This is a genomic window from Phyllobacterium sp. TAF24, assembly GCF_052113785.1.
In the GTDB taxonomy this organism is placed as follows: domain Bacteria; phylum Pseudomonadota; class Alphaproteobacteria; order Rhizobiales; family Rhizobiaceae; genus Phyllobacterium.
In genome coordinates this window covers 312643-329994 of sequence record NZ_JBFRDN010000001.1, presented here as the reverse complement: position 1 = coordinate 329994, position 17352 = coordinate 312643, and the positions used below count along the sequence as shown (strand labels likewise).

Below are 17352 nucleotides of genomic sequence, written 5' to 3'. Positions count from 1 at the left end.
GTATCCACCCCTCACTGATTTGATCTTTTAGGCCGCAAGGGCCAAATGGCTGGTTTGTTCCTCTGCCGTCGCAATCGCCTTGGCTGCTGCTTCCGGACCCATGCCAATACCTTCGATGCGAACAACGTCAACGTCCGTCATGCCAAGGAAACCGAGCACGGATTTGAGGTACGGCGTAGCATAATCCATACCTGAAGCGGGTCCTTCCGAGTAAACGCCGCCCGAAGCGATCACGAGGTAGACTTTCTTCCCGGTTACAAGGCCCTTGGGGCCGTCTTCGCCATAGCTGAATGTCTTGCCCGCACGGGCTATGTGATCGATCCATGATTTCAGCGTTGAAGAGATGCTGAAATTGATGAAGCCTGTCGAAATTACAATGCTGTCTGCTGCAAAGAGTTCGTCGACAGCCTTATCCGAAACGGCAACAGCGCGCTGCTRCTCAAGTGTGCGTGCCTCAACCGGTGTATAGATACCAGCTGTGTATTCCGCGTCGATGTGCGGTAGCGGATGGCTGGCAAGATCGCGGGTAACAATCTGGCTACCGGGCGTTGCCCGCTGCAGCTTGTTTGCAAACTCTTTGGCAACCGCGGTTGAATGCGATGCAGCACCGCGAGGGCTGGATGTAACGAGAAGAATGGATGACATGATTTATGTACCTTCTAAAAGGATGATTGATTTCGTGCCTGTAATTTGGCCCTCGACATCCATTTAGAAAACTGTGAAAATATCTATCAAACTCATCGAAAAAGTAGATAGATCATGCAGCCGAACCCAACACTCGATCAGCTCCAGGTGTTTCTTGCCGTTGCCGACACTGGCAGTTTCTCTGCCGCTGCCCGGCTCCTTAACCGCTCTCAATCGGTTATCAGCTATACGATTGCCAATCTGGAATCCCAGCTTGAACTGCAGCTTTTTACTCGTGTGGGAACAAAGCAACCGCGATTGACCGATGCGGGTCTCGCCATGCTTGAGGATGCGCGGCGCATGGCGTCAGCCCTGCAAAGCTTGAGGGCGCGCGCCGAAGGCCTCAAAGCGGGCCTCGAAGCGGAAATCTCGATTGCCATTGATGTGTCCGTACCCTCTCCGGTTCTCATCCATGTTTTGAAGGCCTTTCAGCAGCAATTTCCGACCGTCAGTCTGCGTCTGCATGTTGGCGCGCTGGGTATGGTGTGGGATCTTGTGTTGAAAAAGCAGGCAGATATCGGCATTGGCGGATCACCGCTTCAGCCAAGCGATGACCTGGTGACAATTCGGGTTGGCCTGATGACGATGACACCCGTCGCGGCACCGGATCATCCGCTTGCCCTTTACAAAGGGCCAGTTCCGCTATCATTCATCCGCGATCACGTTCAACTCGTCGTCACCGACCTTTCCGAACAGACCAAGGGCCTGAATTTTGGTGTATTTGCCTACAAGACATGGCGATTGACTGATGTCGGCATCAAGCATCAATTGATGATTGCCGGTCTGGGGTGGGGTGGTCTGCCCAAATGGATGATACGCGATGATGTTGCCGAGGGCCGGTTGGTTGAGCTTGATCTCGAACCCTATCCCGAGGGGAGTTATCCGCTTTTTGCGCTTCACATGGCAGACAGGCCCCTTGGGCCCGCCGCTACATGGTGGATCGAACGCTTCAAGCAGGAAATGGATTCGTGCAACTATTGATCTTGGAAGATAAGTTGGTTCATGCCTTTTTTTCGATGCGTCCAAGATGGGTGTCCTGAAACGCACTGTAGAATTTCAGGCCGTATCCAAGAGCGCGATCAATGGCAATATGGAACACCCATATCAAACCAATCGACAAGACGAGCTTGGAGCCGGACCACCAGCCTGCCGCCAGAAGAATGATTGGCAGAGCGTAAAGATGCACCGCGTTATAGCAGATCGCACCAATCTTCGGACCTTTGAGATAGGCTAGCATTGAGATATCGGGCACAAGGAAGAGCACAATAAAAAGCCACCAGCTAAGGCCAAAAAGCGAATAAGCTGTTATGGCAAGCGCAGCCACCATTGCTCCTTCAATCCGCAGCAGAATGGTCATAATATCATTTGGCTCCCTTGCATGGGTCAATTTATATCCCGAATTCTGGCGGCGGCAATCCAGCCGTCATCTTGGAGATGTAACCGGTTGCCGAGAATCAAATTATTTTAGTCATTCAGTGATTATTGCGCTGAAAAAGGCACAATTGATATGTCCACTATGCGGGAAGCAGACCTGCTATACCCCTCTTGTTTCAGAGATTTCAAAATGCCCCGATTTTCATCTGAGCTTAGGTAAAATGCCAATACCTATATTGATGTATCATCAGATCGATAAGCCAGCAGGACGGGGCAGCCCATTCCGCTATTTGACCGTGGACCCCGGCAATTTTCAGCGCCAGATGAAATGGCTCAAACGCATGGGCTATACGGGGCTGTCGATGCGCGATTTGCAACCCTATCTCGCAGGTGAAAAGACCGGCAAGGTGGTTGGCGTTACCTTTGATGACGGTTTCCGTAACGTCTATGTCCACGCTCTGCCTGTTCTTAACGAACTTGGCTTCACCGCAACAAATTATTTCGTCAGCCGGCAGATCGGGGGCTTCAATGAATGGGACGTGCCCGTAGGCGTTCCCCATGCGCCATGCATGTCCAAAGCGGAAATGCTGGAATGGGCTGCAATGGGGCACGAAGTTGGTGCTCATACGCTTGATCATGTGCATCTGGCACAGGTCGGTCTTGACGAAGCCCGGCGCCAGATTACCGGTTCACGACGCGAACTCGAAGACATGCTTGGCAGCGCTGTGAATGCCTTTTGTTATCCCTATGGCGATTTGTCCGGTGATGTCAGGAAGATAGTTGAGGAAGCGGGCTTTACGACTGCCACCACGACCCAGCGGGGCCGGGCAACACCCGATGATGACAAACTGCTCTTGCCGCGTAAGATCGTTCGTCGCACCGATGGCTGGCTGAATGTTTTGCGTAAATCCGTGACCGGCTGATCATGGCGGTCATATCCGGAGAAATTACACGCAAGCGTAGCATCTGTATTGGCACGATCACCCGCAATCGTCCGTTGATGTTGCAAAATCTTTTGAATTCCTACGCGCATATGCGCGTGCCGGAGGGGACGCGCATCCGTTTCCTCATTGTTGAAAACAATGATCAAGCCACGCTGCAGGGCGTCGTGGACGCATTTCGCAGGCAGGTCCCGCAATATTCCGTCCGGTATGAGATAGAACCGTGTCTTGGCATCGCCTTTGCGCGCAATCGCGTTCTCGAATGCGCGATTGATGCAGGCGATGATTTGCTCACCTTCGCGGATGATGACGAGATGGTGGAGCTGGACTGGCTGATACAATTGCTTGCCGAGCGTGACACCTATGATCTGGATATTGTCGGATCGCCTGTCCGCCTCGCGCCACCGGCTTCCGATGCAACCCTGTGGCAGAAAATGATCTGGTCCGGCATGGAACTGGCCAACCGGAAGAGCGAGGCAAAATATCTGAGCAAGCGTAATAGCGGTCAGGTGCATCGCATAAGGATCGCAACCGGAAGTTGGATGGGAAATCTGGCGTTCTTCCGCCGAACTGGTGTGCGTTTTGACAATGGCCTTGCCTTGGCGGGCGGCGAGGATTGGCGGCTTTGGGCCGATGCCAGCAAGCTTGGTGCCAATACGGGCTGGACCCCCCAGGCAATTGCCTATGAAACCGTGCCGCAAGACCGGCTAACTTTTGCCTATCAGTACCGGCGCAGCCGCGACATCAGCACTATCGAGATGCGAGCCAAATTGCGGAAAAGACGAATCATAACGCTTCTGCGTTTGCCGGGCTCACTTGTCGGCAGGATATTGTCGGTTTGTCTTTACCTGATTGCTATGCCGTTTACGAAGGGAAGAACCCTGGTGAAGGCAGCCTCGCGTCTCGGCAGCATCGTCGGCCTCCTGCGGGCATGTTTTGGCAAAGATTCATCGCACTACCAGCGCGTCAGCGGTGCATGATATCCACCTGTCGGCCTTGCCGGTCTCATCAAAACTATCTGTGGATTACCTGTGGATAATGGTTCGCGAACAATGATCATTTGATGATCGTTTGCACTTTGATGCTAGCTAAACACCATTTCCAAGAGCTGATCTGCGTCCGCTAACATGCTTAAAATATCGACAGAAGTCAAAGCAGTGAAAGCTGGAATACCGGTGCGAAATCGAGCTAGAAGCGTCGTGATCAATTTCAGGTATCGATCCGCCGCACCATATTCGAGACCGTACGCTTGATGATCGTATTTGTATTCGAACCAATAATTTTGAGCGGCAAGAAGTTCCGCTTCCGTCATTTGTTCAAATGACTTCTCCGGTTTTGCGTCAAGAATTTTCCCACACTCCATTTTTTCTCAACAATCTCACGCCGCTTTGCGGCAATATAGCCCTTGAGCGACAGATTTAGACAAAATACGAAATTAAATTAATTCTATTTTTTATTCTTTGCTGGCGTCGGCGCATCGCTCGAATGGCGATCCCTTGGTGATTTTGTTGCGCTGCAAGTGCCGCCCTCGATCTGCCGACGATTGATTCGATTATCGGTGATTTACTCGCGCGGAGGGCTGAGCAGAAAAAAGTTGAATAGGAGACAAGGGCCGCAGATCAAACGCGCCGCGCCGCTCTTTTTGGCGGTGATCTTGGCGGACTTTATGCGTAGGTGTCGCAAATCGGTGACAGGACGTTACCCAAATGACTATCAAAACTATATATTGGTTAGCGGTACTCGCAACCTGAAATCTCTGATTTCTCAATGATTTCAATTGGTTGCGCTGGTGCTGCGAGAGAGGATTGAACTCTCGACCTCTCCATTACCAATGGAGTGCTCTACCACTGAGCTACCGCAGCTTATTTGCGAACGCGGCGGACTTCTGCCATATCATTGCTTAAATCGCAAGCAAGCAATCGTAATCTCTTGAGCAAAATATCAGGATTCGCCAAAAGCCTAGCATTCCCTGGGAAAATATCGCGATTGGCGGATACGGATTTTGAAAGATCACATATGACATCGCCGTCTTCGAAAAACCCGAATTCCGAGCAAACAAGTCGTGAGAAGCGGCGTTCGGAACAATTACGGGCGAATCTGGCGCGGCGAAAACAGCAAATACGTTCCCGGCGCTCCGGGGCTGCAGATGAACGCGACGAGGGAATCACCGCTGCAGAAAAGACCTCCTCCGATACCCCGTCTTCGGAATCTTGACCGGTCGCGCTGCGATCGAAGCATTTCTTGAACCATTGTCTGCGATGGTTTAGATCAACCGGCTCTGCAAAGGGCTCAACGACAGGACGGGTATATCCCGCGAAAGTGACACATTATGGATCGTATCAAGATTGTTGGCGGTAATAAGCTGAATGGCATCATTCCGATTTCCGGTGCCAAGAATGCGGCCCTGCCGTTGATGATCGCGTCACTTTTGACGGATGATACGCTGACGCTCGAAAATGTGCCTCATCTGGCCGACGTAGAACAGCTGATCCGCATTCTCGGCAATCATGGCGTTGACTATTCCGTCAATGGCCGCCGTGAACGTCAGGATGGCGCCTACTCACGCACGATCCATTTCACCGCTCGCAATATTGTCGATACAACAGCGCCCTACGAACTCGTTTCCAAGATGCGTGCAAGTTTCTGGGTCATTGGCCCGCTTTTGGCGCGCATGGGTGTAGCCACCGTATCGCTGCCGGGTGGTTGCGCCATCGGTACCCGTCCGGTTGATCTGTTCATTGATGGTCTGCGCGCGCTTGGCGCCGAGATCGAAATCGAGAATGGTTACGTCAAGGCAAGCGCAAAGGGCGGCCTTGTTGGCACGCGTTTCACCTTCCCGAAAATATCGGTCGGCGCCACGCATGTGCTGATGATGGCAGCGACCCTTGCCAAGGGCGAGACCATCATCGAGAACGCCGCGCAGGAGCCCGAGGTTGTCAATCTTGCCGATTGCCTCAATGCGATGGGCGCACGCGTCAGCGGTGCGGGTACGTCGACAATTACCATTGAAGGCGTCACCAGCCTTTCCGGTGCGCGTGTTCGTGTGATTCCTGATCGTATTGAAACCGGCACCTATGCGATGGCTGTGGCCATGACCGGCGGCGACGTGATCCTTGAAGGCGCCGATGCCAGCCTTTTAAGCGCGGCACTGGAAACACTCGGCCAGGCTGGTGCTGAAATTTCTGAGACAAATTCAGGTCTGCGTGTCGTGCGCAATGGCCACGGCATTATGCCAGTGGATGTTACCACGCAGCCATTCCCCGGCTTCCCGACCGATCTGCAGGCGCAATTTATGGGCCTGATGACCATGGCCAAGGGCACATCGCACATCACCGAGACCATCTTTGAAAACCGTTTCATGCATGTGCAGGAACTGGCTCGTCTTGGCGCGAAAATTTCACTCTCCGGTCAGACGGCAAAGATCGAAGGTGTGGAACGGCTCAAAGGTGCGCCTGTCATGGCAACAGACCTGCGTGCATCCGTATCTCTGGTTATTGCCGGTTTGGCCGCTGAAGGCGAAACAACCGTCAATCGCGTTTATCACCTCGACCGTGGTTTTGAGCGTCTGGAAGAAAAGCTGTCGCGTTGTGGCGCCGTTGTGGAACGTATCAGCGACTGATTGAGCGCTGTTTTTCCTGTTTGTGCACTTTCGCCCAACAGTAGAATTCCATTTGCCTGAACTTTCCTCTAACAGGGAAGGGAATGTGGCGCGTCCCGCGCGCCATGATCCTGATAAGTCATGCAAAGGGTAGACATGGACACTCTCAAACTCATCGCGCTTGATGAGGAAGATCTGCAAATCCTTTCTGCGCATCTGCAGGATTCCGTGCTGAAAATAGCCGATATTGATTATCTGCCTGCCGAACAGCGTTTGGTTCTGGCGGTGAACCGCTTCGTCTGGGAACTGGCTGCCGATGGCAAACGCCACCGCACGTTTGAACGCCGGCGCACGGCGCTGCATTTTGCGCGGGTGACCAGTCTCAAGGCGACCGGTATCGAACGCCGCTACAAGGACGATGTACTGTCACTTCTGGCCATCCGGTTTATTGCCGGAGACGCCCCTTCAGGGACGATCGAACTGACATTTGCTGCCAACAAGGCTCTGCGTTTTGAGGTGGAAGCGATCGAAGCGCAGCTTACGGATCTCGGACCTGTCTGGGAAACCGAGTTCAAGCCGGAACATGATGCCTGACGGGCAAAAGGAGTGGTTACATTGGCATTGGTGTTGAGGCAGTCCGATCCTGATTTTGAATCCCGGTTTGCCGCGTTTCTTCTAACGAAACGCGAGGTATCGGAAGATGTCGATCGTGTTGTTGCCGATATTATTCATAGAGTGCGGACCGAGGGTGACGCAGCGCTGATCGACTATTCGCAGCGTTTCGACCGGATTGATCTCGTCCAGCACGGTATTGCGATTACATCGGCGGAAATCGATGCGGCAATGGCTGCAGCGCCCTTGGAAACTGTCGAAGCCCTCAAGCTTGCGCGCAACCGCATTCATTCGCACCATCAGCGGCAGATGCCGCAGGATGATCGATACACCGATGCCTTGGGTGTAGAGCTTGGCTCGCGTTGGACAGCAGTGGAATCGGTGGGGCTTTATGTACCCGGCGGCACGGCGAGCTATCCAAGCTCTGTGCTGATGAATGCCGTTCCGGCACAGGTGGCAGGCGTTGAGCGGATTGTCATGGTTGTCCCATCTCCGGATGGAAAGCTTAATCCACTGGTTCTCGTGGCAGCACGGCTGGCTGGCGTTTCAGAGATTTATCGCGTTGGTGGCGCGCAGGCGATTGCTGCATTAGCCTATGGCACGCAAACCATTGCTCCCGTGTCGAAGATCGTTGGTCCGGGGAATGCCTACGTGGCGGCTGCCAAACGCCGCGTTTTCGGTCAGGTCGGCATTGATATGATTGCCGGGCCTTCCGAAGTGGCTGTCCTTGCGGATGGTGGCAATAATCCTGACTGGATCGCCGCTGATCTTCTGGCACAGGCAGAACACGATACCGCCTCGCAATCCATATTGATCACCGATGATGAAGCGTTTGGCGATGCGGTTATCGCGGCGGTGGAGAGGCAACTGGCAAACCTGCCGCGAACTGAAACCGCAAGCGCTAGCTGGCGTGATTATGGTGCGGTGATTCTGGTGCAGGATCTGGAATCGGCGCTGCCACTGGTCAATCGTATCGCTCCGGAGCATCTGGAAATTGCCACCGATGATCCCGAGATTCTGCTTGCGGGTGTGCGCAATGCCGGTGCCATATTCCTTGGCCGTTATACACCTGAAGTCATTGGCGACTATGTCGGCGGCTCCAACCACGTATTGCCAACGGCACGGTCAGCACGTTTCTCCTCCGGCCTTTCTGTGCTTGACTATGTCAAGCGAACGTCCATCCTGAAACTGGGTGTGGAACAGTTGCGCGCTCTGGGGCCAGCGGCGATAGAACTCGCGCGCGCCGAAGGTCTTGATGCGCATGGCAATTCCGTCGCGATCCGGTTGAACCTATAGGACAATAATGACAGCAACGGGCAATACCGATGCGCGATTGATCGATGTGGAGTTGGACGAGACCATCGGCCGCTCCACGCCTGATGTTGAGCATGAGCGGGCCGTTGCCATTTTCGACCTCATTGAGGAAAACAGCTTTCGTCCTGTTAGTGACGAGGGAACAGGTCCCTATCGCCTAAAGCTTTCGCTGATAGAAACACGGCTGGTCTTTGCCATTTCCCGTGAAACGGGCGACGATGTGGTCACCCATATTCTCTCCCTGACGCCGCTACGCAAGGTTGTGAAAGACTATTTCATGATCTGCGAGAGCTATTACGAGGCAATCCGGTCTTCCAGCCCGAGCAAGATCGAAGCAATCGATATGGGGCGAAGAGGGCTGCACAATGAAGGGTCGCAAGCGCTGATGGATCGCCTGAGTGGCAAGATCGAAGTGGATTTCGACACGGCCCGCCGCCTCTTTACGCTTGTATGTGTGCTGCATTGGCGGGGGTGATGGGGCCATTGAGCGTTGAACCGGAAAAGCTCCCCGACGAGCAGGAACCTGCCAAAGGCAGCATGCCCACCGCTGTGCTTTTTATTTGCGGGATGAATTCCATCCGCTCACCTATTGCTGAAACACTGGCCCGCAGCCTTTTGCCGCCACGGGTCTATGTAGCATCGGCAGGTGTGGAAAAGGGTGAGCCAGATCCGTTTGTCGACGCGGTGCTGGAAGAACTGGGGCTAAAGCGTATTTCCGCCCATCCGCGTACCTTCGAAGAGCTGGAAGACGACTATTTTGACCTGATCATCACATTGTCGCCCAAGGCTCATCATATGGCGCTGGAACTGACACGCACGACATCGGTTCATGTGGAATATTGGCCGACACCTGATCCAACACTGGTGCGTGGCCGCCGTGATCAGATCATGGAAGCCTATCGCGACGTCAGGGATAACCTCAAACATCACATTCAGGAGCGTTTCGGCTAGGCAATTTGAGTGTTTGTCAGACCGTGCACAATTGCTTCCAACTCCCTTGTTCACAAATGGCGCGCAATACTATAGGTTCCGCGCAAAATTGCGGTCGAGTGTGACCGCAAATTCCTTTTTTGGAGATAGAACTACGCATGGCGAAAGAAGAAGTACTAGAGTTTCCCGGTCTCGTGACGGAGCTGTTGCCCAACGCGATGTTCCGGGTAAAACTCGAAAATGATCATGAAATTATTGCTCACACGGCTGGTCGTATGCGCAAGAACCGCATCCGCGTTCTGGCTGGTGACAAGGTTCTTGTCGAAATGACTCCATACGATCTGACCAAGGGTCGCATTACCTACCGCTTTAAATAAGTCCTCTTGGCCTCCGGCCAGACTTGTCCGCAGGACACGAATTTCCAGGAAATGCGTTCATGAGCGATCAACACAAACTGGTTCTGGCATCCGGCTCGCCGCGCCGTCTGGCGCTTCTGGGCCAGATCGGCCTGGAGCCTGATCGCCTTTTACCCGCCGATGTGGACGAAACGCCTCTGCGTGCCGAACATCCGCGTTCCCTCGCACGCCGCCTGTCGCGCCTGAAAGCCGAGAAAGTTGCGGGTGAGTTGAAGGGCGATGCCGAGCTTGGCAATTCCTATATCATCGCCGCCGATACGGTGGTGGCGGTTGGTCGGCGTATTTTGCCGAAGGCCGAAATTCTCGATGATGCGACAAGCTGCCTGCGCCTTTTGTCCGGCCGCTCACACCGCGTCTATACGGGCCTGTGCCTTGTTACGCCGAAGGGCAAGATCCGGCAGGAACTGATTGAAACGCGTGTGCGCTTCAAACGCCTTTCACGCGAGGAGCTGGAGAGCTATCTTGCGTCAGGTGAATGGCGTGGAAAAGCCGGTGGCTACGCCATTCAGGGACTTGCAGGCGGTTTTGTTGTCAAGCTGGTCGGTTCCTACAGTAATGTGGTTGGCCTGCCTTTATACGAAACTGCCGGCCTCCTGCATGGCGAGGGTTATCCCGTCTATGCCAATTGGCAATCATCGGCGCATTAGAGCCTTTTCTATTTAAACAAAAAGCTCTGAGGTTTTGGACTGATGGACGAAAACAATAGCTCGGCGAAAGTAACGCCATTGCGGCCGCCACGGCCATGCCCGGAATGCAAAAGACAATCGCAGCGCGAGCATTACCCGTTTTGCTCAAGCCGCTGCCGTAATGTCGATCTTAATCGCTGGCTGAACGGTGCTTACGTTCTGCCTGCTGTCGAAAGCGCTGACGATAGCGAGGATGATTCGGAGCACTGAGGCCCCGCACCCTTAGATTTTGATAACCCGCGTGGTGGCAGGCTGTGCGAGCACGATGTTGATCGCGCGAAGCACGTTGATGCTGTCGCTGAGAGGCATAATCTTCGAGGTTTTCTCGCCTTTGCGCATGGCATTCATCACAGCCATGGCTTCAAACTGCAGCCCACTGCCCTCAAACGGATAGTCTTCGATCTTGCGGCCGGGGAAGGGCAGGCGGTCGAGCAGTTTACCAATCAAACCGAGGGGCCTGTTCAGTGGACCAAATGGGGTTGCGAGAACATACGGCCGGTAAAGCGTCAGCCGTTGCGCCTGTAGAAAATCTGCATCCAGCCGCAATGCGCCTTCTGTTCCTTCGATGACAAAATGATTCGCGCCGTCCCGGTCAAAACCGCAAGATAGATTTGCTTCGGCACCATCATAATGCAGGGTCATTTCCGAACTCATATCGACGCCGCTAGGCGCTACATGCCACAGGCCAGAGACTTTTTGCGGTTGGCCGAGAAAATACATGGCCAGAGACACGCAATAAACGCCGAGATCAAGCGTCGCACCGCCTCCCAATGACCGCTTGAAAAACCGGCTTTCAGGATCGTAGTCATGGGCATAGGCAAGTTCTGCGGTGATTCGCCGGATTGTTCCGATTTCACCCGCATCGATCTTTGTTTTGGCCGCCACCACGGCTGGCAGGAAGCGGGTCCATAGGGCCTCCATGGCAAAGACCTTGGTCCTCGTTGCTTCGCGTTGGATTACCGAGGCTTCAGTGTGCGAGGGCGCAATGGGCTTTTCAGTGAGAATAGCCTTGCCTGACCGTACGGCCTTCAGCGCCTGGGCCAGGTGAACGGAATTGGGCGTGGCGATGTAGACGGCGTCAATGGCCGGATCGGACAAGAAGGAATCGAGATCGATATAAGCCCGCTTTCCGCCGAATGCGTCGCGAAACTGTTCGGCACTGGCAAGTGAGCGGGAGTGATTGGCGACAAGGGCTGCATCAGGCACAAAAGCCAGATCGGCGGCAAATCGCTGGGCGATTTCGCCGCTCCCGATGATTCCCCAGCCAAAATCACTGCTCTTGGCAGCCTTCTCCCCCGTTTCATCCATGCAATACGAATCCTGTCTCTTGATGGTTTAAACAAACGCACCAATGCATGCCGTTTGCAAGAGGCAGAAAAACGGCAAAAAAATCGTTAGTTGATGCTGGACAGGGGGATTTTTAGTGTTATAACCCACCCGCTTCCGACAGAAAGTCAACGCTGTCAGAAAGGCTTGCCGGATAACGGAAATGCCTGAAGTGCCCAGATAGCTCAGTTGGTAGAGCAGCGGATTGAAAATCCGCGTGTCCGTGGTTCGAATCCGCGTCTGGGCACCATTTTCACTCATTTTATCATGCAGAATCGTCAGGCCAGCGTTTGATAAGCTGGGATAAACGATACGCGGAAATGAATTTGCGGCAGGTACTATTCGTCAAACCAGTTCATCCGCATTTTCAGGTCCTATCTTTTTGATCCAATCAGCACTAAAATTTGCCGCGGAATTGATCTAAAGATCACGCGGCAGTCTGGGATGGCTGCGAATCGGGGTAAACCGCGTAAATGGTGTATCAGAGTAAAAAGCGATTTGCGGCAGTGCTTCTAAGCGCTGGCTTTCTTGCTGCGTGCTCTGGCGCTGCCCTTGCAGCCGATACAGAAGCAGTCGCCACCGACGGCAAGCCTGTTAATCCTGCACGCTGGATCGTAACCGTCGGTGCCAGTGTTGAATATGGCAGCAAGTTCGAAGGCGCTCGCACAAGCGGCTTTGGCTTCATGCCTTCCTTTGACATCCGCAGTGCTGACGAGCCCGAGGGCATGAGTGCCCCCGATGACAATATTGATTATACGCTTCTGACATTGGGTGGGCTGGAGCTTGGCCCGGTGATCGGTTTCCGGTCTGGTCGCGACCACTCTGATGACAAAGCCTTTGTCGGCCTGCGCCATATCTCGTTTACTGTCGATGGCGGCATGTTTGCGCAATATTGGCCGATTCAGGATCGCCTGCGTGTGCGTGCCGAGGTGCGGCAGGCCTTCAACAACTCAGGTGGTCTCGTCGCCGACCTGTCAGCCGACGTGTTCCAGCGTTATGATAAGTTCCTGTTTTCGGTTGGTCCGCGGCTGTCGATCGCTGACAGTACCTATATGCGCAACACATTTGGCGTGACGGAAGATGAAGCCCGCCACAACCATCGAGTTGAGGCCTATACGCYGGGCGGCGGCATCAAGTCGTATGGCATCGTCGCTGCGACAACCTATTCGTTCTCGGATGCGTGGAGCGTTCAGCTGTTTGGCCGCTACGACAGGCTGGCCGGAGATGCAGCTGAAAGTCCTGTTGTGCCAAGGCTCGGGTCCAAGGATCAGAAAGCCGTGGGCATTACCTGGAATTACTCGTTCGGTATTGGACACTAAAGCAGGCCGTTATCGGCCTGCCCAAACAATGTGACATTCAAAAATACGGATGATTGCTTAACTGCAGGCTTGCCATGCGACGTGGCGGATGTCCGAGCGCGCAATGCCAAGATCAGCAAGATTGCGATCGGTGCACAGCCGGAGTTCGTGCAGATTCTGACGGTACTGGCGCCATTTTTGGATGCGATTGCGAAGGCTCATTTGGTATTCCCCTTAATTATAGTTGCCCTCCCAAGGGGAAATAGTGCGGTGCGTTGGCTGTCTTGAAAATTGCCAATGTTGCATAGCAGCAATGATCATGCTGCATAGCAATATTACCGGTCTCGGTAGCCTTCTTTTGATTTTCGTGTCCACCGCGTTATAGACATGGCAAGTCATATTTTCTGAGGGGGAGATGCCATTGTCCCGGTCAACCGTATCCGCACGCGATAAACTGGAGCAAAGCTTGGCAACCATTGCCGCTGGCAGCGGGCATGCGTTTGTAAAACTCTACGCCGATACTGCGCGGGAGGAGGCAGATGCTTCGGACCGGCGTGCGCGCGACGGGCGCCTGCTTGGGCCATTGGACGGCAAGATCGTTTCAATCAAGGATCTGTTCGATGTGGCGGGGGAAACTACGCTCGCCGGTTCGATCATGCGCCGAAATAGACCATTAGCGGTCAAGGATGCAGTGATTGTTGAGCGTCTGCGCAAGGCCGGTGCGGTCATCCCAGGCAAAACCATCATGACGGAATTTGCCTTCACAGCTGTCGGGCTCAATCCACATTACAAGGTAGCGGGAAACGCCGTTGATCCCAGTCGCGTTGCCGGTGGGTCATCGACTGGCGCGGGCATTTCCGCGGCCGATCGTACAAGCGACATTTCGATAGGCTCGGACACGGGTGGGTCCATTCGTATTCCGGCATCACTCAACGGCGTCGTGGGTTTCAAACCCACAGCAAAGAGAGTGCCGCGAGAGGGTGCGTTCCCTCTATCACCAAGTCTTGATTCCATTGGCCCCTTGGCGCGTTCTGTTGCCGATTGCGCTCTGGCAGACGCAGTGATGGCGGGTGAGGGTATAATCCTTCCCGAACCCGCGACTTTGACCGGTTTGCGCATAGCCGTGCCACGGGGAGTGGTTCTTGATGCAATGGAACCTGAAATCGCCAAGGCCTTCGAACGCAGTCTGCAACTTTGCGAAAAATCAGGTGCTATTCTGGTTGAATGCACACTGGATGATCTGATCCGCGAAATGGCCGAAGCCACATCGGTTGGTTCAATCGCAGGCATAGAGGCCAGCCGTGTTCACGCTGATTGGCTTAATGATACGGCGCTCGATGTCGACCCGCGTGTTCAGAAACCCTTGTTGCGGCGCTTGGCTGTATTGGAAGCGGACTATATCGAGCTCATGCAAAAGCGGCGCGACCTGATGCGCAAGATGGATGGGTTCATTGCGTCCTATGATTTTCTCGCCATGCCCACAGCGCCCATCACAGCTCCTTTGATCGCCTCCGTTGTCGAGGATGATGAATTCTACAAACAGACAGAAGGCCAGTTGCTGCGCAATCCACAGATCGCCAATCAATTCGATCTGACGGCTATCAGCCTTCCCATGCCCGATCTGGCATTGCCTGCTGGCTTGATGCTGTTTGCGCGCCATGGTGCGGATAACAGGCTTTTATCGATGGCCATGTCTGTCGAGCGATTGCTTGGCTAGGATATTTCGGAAGAAGCAGAATTAGCGCTCGCAATTTCCGGTAATCCCGTCAGGATGCGCCTCGACCATTCGACCAATAGGAAAGCTCCCCGTGATCCGCCATTGTGTTTTCATTCGTTTTCGCGACGAATTCCCCGCTTCTGATCGACAACAGATATATAGCAATCTTGAAAATCTCTGTGGCAAACTGCCGGGAGTATTGTCGTTCGTTGCGCGGCCAAACGTCAGTCCGGAAGCGGGCATGGACAAAGGCTATTCGGAGGGCTTCATAATCGATTTTGCCGATGCGGTTGCCCGTGACACCTACCTTGAGGATGCGGAGCACAGAGCCATCGGCGGGCGTATCGTTGCCTCTGCTGTAGCGGGGGTTGAGGGTGTTTTTGTTTTTGATCTGGATATGTGAAGCGAATGCAGGACAAGGAATTTTTCATAAAGCTGTTTCAGGCTGCCGTTGAGGCTGCTGACCCGCAACACACGATCGCCGCGCATTTGCCCGCCAAGCCCAAGGGCCGCACCATAGTGGTTGGTGCAGGCAAAGGGTCTGCGCAAATGGCCAGCGCGTTTGAAAAGGTGTGGGATGGCCCGCTCGAAGGTGTGGTTGTTACACGCTACGGTTTTGGTGCGCCGTGTGAGCACATCGAGATAATCGAAGCGTCCCATCCGGTGCCGGATGCGGCTGGGTTGATCGCCTCAAAGCGTCTGCTTGAAACGGTCTCGGGCTTGAGCGCGGATGATCTGGTCGTGGCGCTGATTTCGGGCGGCGGCTCGGCATTGTTGCCATCACCACCTGATGGCATGACGCTTGACGATGAGATTGCCGTCAACAAAGCGCTGCTTGCCTCAGGGGCGCCAATTTCCGCGATGAATGCGGTGCGCAAACATCTCTCCACCATCAAGGGCGGAAGGCTCGCTGCCGCGGCCTATCCCGCGCGGGTGTTCTCACTGATTGTTTCCGATATACCGGGCGATAATCCCGCCTTTGTTGCTTCCGGTCCGACAGTTGCTGACGAAACAACCCGTGAAGACGCATTGCGCATTGTCGAACGCTATAATCTCGATCTGCCGGGCGCTGCCTTGAAGCATTTGCAATCGCCAGCCGCTGACGCGCCAAAACCCTCCGATACGGAATTTGCCACGCATGAGCACCGGGTCATCGCATCAGCTGGCGTTTCACTCGAGGCATCGGCCAAAGCTGCGCGCGCGCTTGGTGTTGAAGCCATTGTGCTTTCCGATGCAATTGAAGGTGAGGCGCGGGAAGTGGCCCATGTGCATTCAGCTTTGGCCAAGCAGGTACTGAGCAAAAACCAGCCCTTCTCCAGACCTGTCGTCATTCTTTCCGGAGGTGAAACGACGGTCACGGTTCGTGGCAAAGGCAGAGGTGGGCGCAATAGTGAATTTCTGCTGTCGCTGGCCATTGATATTGATGGCTATGATGGCATCACCGCTTTTGCCGCCGACACGGATGGCATTGATGGCTCGGAAGACAATGCCGGCGCTTTTGCTGACAGCAGCAGCATAACGCGGTTATTGGCAAAGGGACTTGATGCGTCGGCCTATCTCAATGGCAATGATGCATGGTCGGCATTCAACGCCATTGATGATCTCTATGTGCCCGGACCAACAGGGACCAATGTCAATGATCTCAGGGCAATCCTTATCCGGTAGAAAGCCACGCGCCTTTTTCAAGGACAAGGCTAACGCTTTATTTGGCCCGTAATCGCCATGATTGGGTGGTCAACGCTCTGCGATTGTCTTAAATGTCGCTTGGGCGGCTCTCACATGTAAACGAAGGAACGTCGTATGCGCATTGCATTACCCATGGCTATCTTGTCCCTAATGGTCCTGACGGCCTGCAATACAAGCACAGCCACAAGCACAGGCACGAGCAAGAGTTCAAAACCGCAAGCTTCCGCCATGTCGCCGGCAAAGGACACGCATTTTGTTCCACCACCCAAATCTTTGACCCAGAAGGCCACGCCGTCGAAGGTTCCGGAAACGCCCGGTGCACAGAACGCCGTTCAGTAATCGGTTGAAACGGGCACTATCCAGATTACTATTTCAAACACCGTTCCAATGCAGATGATGCTTGGGGCGGTGTTTTTGTTGATGCGTAAAGTTTGTGGGCTCTTCGGAGGGGAGGCTGGAAACAACAAAACCCACCGCGGGAGGAGGTGCGGTGGGTTTCGTTGGTTATGGAAGGTCTTCTGGGAGGAGAAGAGACCGACCGTTTCGACAGAGCCGGGAGGAGGTGACGCTGTCGAAAATTCCTGATCTAAGAATAACTCCATTAGTCTGATTTAATATAGATAATATTGCATAGCAGCATTGCGTCTGGTGCAATGCAGCATAAACGCGTTCAATTATCACGTCCGCATCACAGCCTGTTGAGAGCTGGCGGGGAACTTCTACGCTGTCTGATTCGTTAATACATCCTGAAGAGAGAGGCCGTTTATCGA

The 17352-nt window shown here is 54.0% G+C and carries 21 protein-coding genes and 2 tRNA genes; 17 read left to right on the top strand and 6 right to left on the bottom strand.

The features are described 5' to 3' along the window. Window positions 1-27: 27 nt before the first annotated feature. Window positions 28-645: an FMN-dependent NADH-azoreductase gene (locus tag AB4Y96_RS01635; protein ID WP_441915213.1), complete on the bottom strand. Its 618-nt coding sequence runs from the start codon at window positions 643-645 to the stop codon at window positions 28-30. Window positions 646-759: 114 nt separating this feature from the next. On the opposite strand from AB4Y96_RS01635, the gene AB4Y96_RS01630 reads away from it, so the two are divergent. Further along, window positions 760-1665, top strand: coding sequence for a LysR family transcriptional regulator (locus AB4Y96_RS01630; protein ID WP_441915211.1), 906 nt, complete (start codon window positions 760-762; stop codon window positions 1663-1665). Between the two features lie 19 nt (window positions 1666-1684). Here AB4Y96_RS01630 and AB4Y96_RS01625 read toward each other — a convergent pair whose 3' ends face one another. Continuing rightward, entirely contained in the window at window positions 1685-2041 is a 357-nt protein-coding gene (locus tag AB4Y96_RS01625; RefSeq protein WP_441915209.1) for a DUF4260 domain-containing protein, read from the bottom strand. Between the two features lie 238 nt (window positions 2042-2279). On the opposite strand from AB4Y96_RS01625, the gene AB4Y96_RS01620 reads away from it, so the two are divergent. Both AB4Y96_RS01620 and AB4Y96_RS01615 read left to right on the top strand, forming a co-directional pair. Further along, window positions 2280-2981: a polysaccharide deacetylase family protein gene (locus AB4Y96_RS01620; protein WP_441915208.1), complete on the top strand. Its 702-nt coding sequence runs from the start codon at window positions 2280-2282 to the stop codon at window positions 2979-2981. A 2-nt stretch (window positions 2982-2983) separates the two neighbouring features. Next, entirely contained in the window at window positions 2984-3979 is a 996-nt protein-coding gene (locus AB4Y96_RS01615) for a glycosyltransferase (RefSeq protein WP_441915206.1), read from the top strand. Between the two features lie 104 nt (window positions 3980-4083). Here AB4Y96_RS01615 and AB4Y96_RS01610 read toward each other — a convergent pair whose 3' ends face one another. After that, window positions 4084-4311 carry a hypothetical protein gene (locus AB4Y96_RS01610; protein ID WP_139210490.1) on the bottom strand — a complete coding sequence of 76 codons (228 nt, stop codon included), beginning with the start codon at window positions 4309-4311 and terminating at the stop codon, window positions 4084-4086. A 475-nt stretch (window positions 4312-4786) separates the two neighbouring features. Beyond that, window positions 4787-4861: transfer RNA gene (locus AB4Y96_RS01605), tRNA-Thr, on the bottom strand. A 154-nt stretch (window positions 4862-5015) separates the two neighbouring features. Here AB4Y96_RS01605 and AB4Y96_RS01600 point away from each other — a divergent pair. The 9 genes from AB4Y96_RS01600 (at window position 5016) to yacG (ending at window position 10765) form a co-directional block, all read left to right on the top strand. After that, window positions 5016-5213, top strand: a complete 198-nt coding sequence (locus AB4Y96_RS01600; protein WP_091883711.1) for a hypothetical protein — start codon at window positions 5016-5018, stop codon at window positions 5211-5213. Window positions 5214-5328: 115 nt separating this feature from the next. Then, a complete protein-coding gene (murA, locus tag AB4Y96_RS01595; protein WP_091883301.1) occupies window positions 5329-6618 on the top strand; it encodes a UDP-N-acetylglucosamine 1-carboxyvinyltransferase in 1290 nt (429 codons plus the stop codon). Window positions 6619-6753: 135 nt separating this feature from the next. Continuing rightward, complete coding sequence (locus AB4Y96_RS01590; RefSeq protein WP_091883304.1) at window positions 6754-7191, top strand: DUF2948 family protein; 438 nt, start codon at window positions 6754-6756, stop codon at window positions 7189-7191. Window positions 7192-7212: 21 nt separating this feature from the next. Continuing rightward, a complete protein-coding gene (hisD, locus tag AB4Y96_RS01585; RefSeq protein WP_441915204.1) occupies window positions 7213-8505 on the top strand; it encodes a histidinol dehydrogenase in 1293 nt (430 codons plus the stop codon). Window positions 8506-8512: 7 nt separating this feature from the next. After that, window positions 8513-8998, top strand: a complete 486-nt coding sequence (locus tag AB4Y96_RS01580) for a UPF0262 family protein (protein WP_091883306.1) — start codon at window positions 8513-8515, stop codon at window positions 8996-8998. Window positions 8999-9060: 62 nt separating this feature from the next. Continuing rightward, a complete protein-coding gene (locus tag AB4Y96_RS01575) occupies window positions 9061-9474 on the top strand; it encodes an arsenate-mycothiol transferase ArsC (RefSeq protein ID WP_244518431.1) in 414 nt (137 codons plus the stop codon). Between the two features lie 137 nt (window positions 9475-9611). Next, window positions 9612-9830, top strand: a complete 219-nt coding sequence (gene infA / locus AB4Y96_RS01570; RefSeq protein ID WP_008122731.1) for a translation initiation factor IF-1 — start codon at window positions 9612-9614, stop codon at window positions 9828-9830. Window positions 9831-9889: 59 nt separating this feature from the next. Then, window positions 9890-10516 carry a Maf-like protein gene (locus AB4Y96_RS01565; RefSeq protein ID WP_091883311.1) on the top strand — a complete coding sequence of 209 codons (627 nt, stop codon included), beginning with the start codon at window positions 9890-9892 and terminating at the stop codon, window positions 10514-10516. A gap of 42 nt (window positions 10517-10558) precedes the next feature. Next, window positions 10559-10765: a DNA gyrase inhibitor YacG gene (yacG, locus tag AB4Y96_RS01560; RefSeq protein WP_091883314.1), complete on the top strand. Its 207-nt coding sequence runs from the start codon at window positions 10559-10561 to the stop codon at window positions 10763-10765. 12 nt (window positions 10766-10777) lie between these two features. Here yacG and AB4Y96_RS01555 read toward each other — a convergent pair whose 3' ends face one another. Next, the gene (locus AB4Y96_RS01555; RefSeq protein WP_441915202.1) at window positions 10778-11863 is read right to left on the bottom strand and encodes a Gfo/Idh/MocA family protein; all 1086 of its coding nucleotides are present in this window, start codon (window positions 11861-11863) and stop codon (window positions 10778-10780) included. A 192-nt stretch (window positions 11864-12055) separates the two neighbouring features. On the opposite strand from AB4Y96_RS01555, the gene AB4Y96_RS01550 reads away from it, so the two are divergent. Together AB4Y96_RS01550 and AB4Y96_RS01545 are read left to right on the top strand one after the other, a co-directional pair. Continuing rightward, window positions 12056-12131: transfer RNA gene (locus AB4Y96_RS01550), tRNA-Phe, on the top strand. Window positions 12132-12354: 223 nt separating this feature from the next. Further along, the gene (locus AB4Y96_RS01545; RefSeq protein WP_441915200.1) at window positions 12355-13200 is read left to right on the top strand and encodes a MipA/OmpV family protein; all 846 of its coding nucleotides are present in this window, start codon (window positions 12355-12357) and stop codon (window positions 13198-13200) included. A 57-nt stretch (window positions 13201-13257) separates the two neighbouring features. Here the strand turns inward: AB4Y96_RS01545 and AB4Y96_RS01540 are convergent, their stop codons facing one another. Then, window positions 13258-13401 (bottom strand): DUF1127 domain-containing protein, encoded by a 144-nt coding sequence (locus AB4Y96_RS01540; RefSeq protein ID WP_091883320.1) that lies wholly within the window; start codon window positions 13399-13401, stop codon window positions 13258-13260. Between the two features lie 199 nt (window positions 13402-13600). Between AB4Y96_RS01540 and AB4Y96_RS01535 the strand changes: the two genes are divergently transcribed. The 3 genes from AB4Y96_RS01535 (at window position 13601) to AB4Y96_RS01525 (ending at window position 16561) form a co-directional block, all read left to right on the top strand. Beyond that, on the top strand, window positions 13601-14896 hold the full coding sequence (locus tag AB4Y96_RS01535) for an amidase (protein ID WP_441915198.1): 1296 nt from the start codon (window positions 13601-13603) through the stop codon (window positions 14894-14896). Between the two features lie 91 nt (window positions 14897-14987). Beyond that, complete coding sequence (locus tag AB4Y96_RS01530) at window positions 14988-15299, top strand: Dabb family protein (protein WP_091883324.1); 312 nt, start codon at window positions 14988-14990, stop codon at window positions 15297-15299. A gap of 5 nt (window positions 15300-15304) precedes the next feature. Then, window positions 15305-16561, top strand: coding sequence for a glycerate kinase type-2 family protein (locus AB4Y96_RS01525; RefSeq protein ID WP_441915197.1), 1257 nt, complete (start codon window positions 15305-15307; stop codon window positions 16559-16561). Window positions 16562-17352: the final 791 nt, after the last annotated feature.

What these genes read in the sequence shown, in the direction of transcription:
- AB4Y96_RS01630 (WP_441915211.1), top strand. Translation starts at nt 760, where the DNA reads ATGCAGCCGAACCCAACACTCGATCAGCTCCAGGTGTTTCTTGCCGTT.
- AB4Y96_RS01625 (WP_441915209.1), bottom strand. Translation starts at nt 2,041, where the DNA reads ATGACCATTCTGCTGCGGATTGAAGGAGCAATGGTGGCTGCGCTTGCC.
- AB4Y96_RS01620 (WP_441915208.1), top strand. Translation starts at nt 2,280, where the DNA reads ATGCCAATACCTATATTGATGTATCATCAGATCGATAAGCCAGCAGGA.
- AB4Y96_RS01615 (WP_441915206.1), top strand. Translation starts at nt 2,984, where the DNA reads ATGGCGGTCATATCCGGAGAAATTACACGCAAGCGTAGCATCTGTATT.
- AB4Y96_RS01610 (WP_139210490.1), bottom strand. Translation starts at nt 4,311, where the DNA reads ATGACGGAAGCGGAACTTCTTGCCGCTCAAAATTATTGGTTCGAATAC.
- AB4Y96_RS01600 (WP_091883711.1), top strand. Translation starts at nt 5,016, where the DNA reads ATGACATCGCCGTCTTCGAAAAACCCGAATTCCGAGCAAACAAGTCGT.
- murA (WP_091883301.1), top strand. Translation starts at nt 5,329, where the DNA reads ATGGATCGTATCAAGATTGTTGGCGGTAATAAGCTGAATGGCATCATT.
- AB4Y96_RS01590 (WP_091883304.1), top strand. Translation starts at nt 6,754, where the DNA reads ATGGACACTCTCAAACTCATCGCGCTTGATGAGGAAGATCTGCAAATC.
- AB4Y96_RS01580 (WP_091883306.1), top strand. Translation starts at nt 8,513, where the DNA reads ATGACAGCAACGGGCAATACCGATGCGCGATTGATCGATGTGGAGTTG.
- AB4Y96_RS01575 (WP_244518431.1), top strand. Translation starts at nt 9,061, where the DNA reads ATGCCCACCGCTGTGCTTTTTATTTGCGGGATGAATTCCATCCGCTCA.
- infA (WP_008122731.1), top strand. Translation starts at nt 9,612, where the DNA reads ATGGCGAAAGAAGAAGTACTAGAGTTTCCCGGTCTCGTGACGGAGCTG.
- AB4Y96_RS01565 (WP_091883311.1), top strand. Translation starts at nt 9,890, where the DNA reads ATGAGCGATCAACACAAACTGGTTCTGGCATCCGGCTCGCCGCGCCGT.
- yacG (WP_091883314.1), top strand. Translation starts at nt 10,559, where the DNA reads ATGGACGAAAACAATAGCTCGGCGAAAGTAACGCCATTGCGGCCGCCA.
- AB4Y96_RS01555 (WP_441915202.1), bottom strand. Translation starts at nt 11,863, where the DNA reads ATGGATGAAACGGGGGAGAAGGCTGCCAAGAGCAGTGATTTTGGCTGG.
- AB4Y96_RS01540 (WP_091883320.1), bottom strand. Translation starts at nt 13,401, where the DNA reads ATGAGCCTTCGCAATCGCATCCAAAAATGGCGCCAGTACCGTCAGAAT.
- AB4Y96_RS01525 (WP_441915197.1), top strand. Translation starts at nt 15,305, where the DNA reads ATGCAGGACAAGGAATTTTTCATAAAGCTGTTTCAGGCTGCCGTTGAG.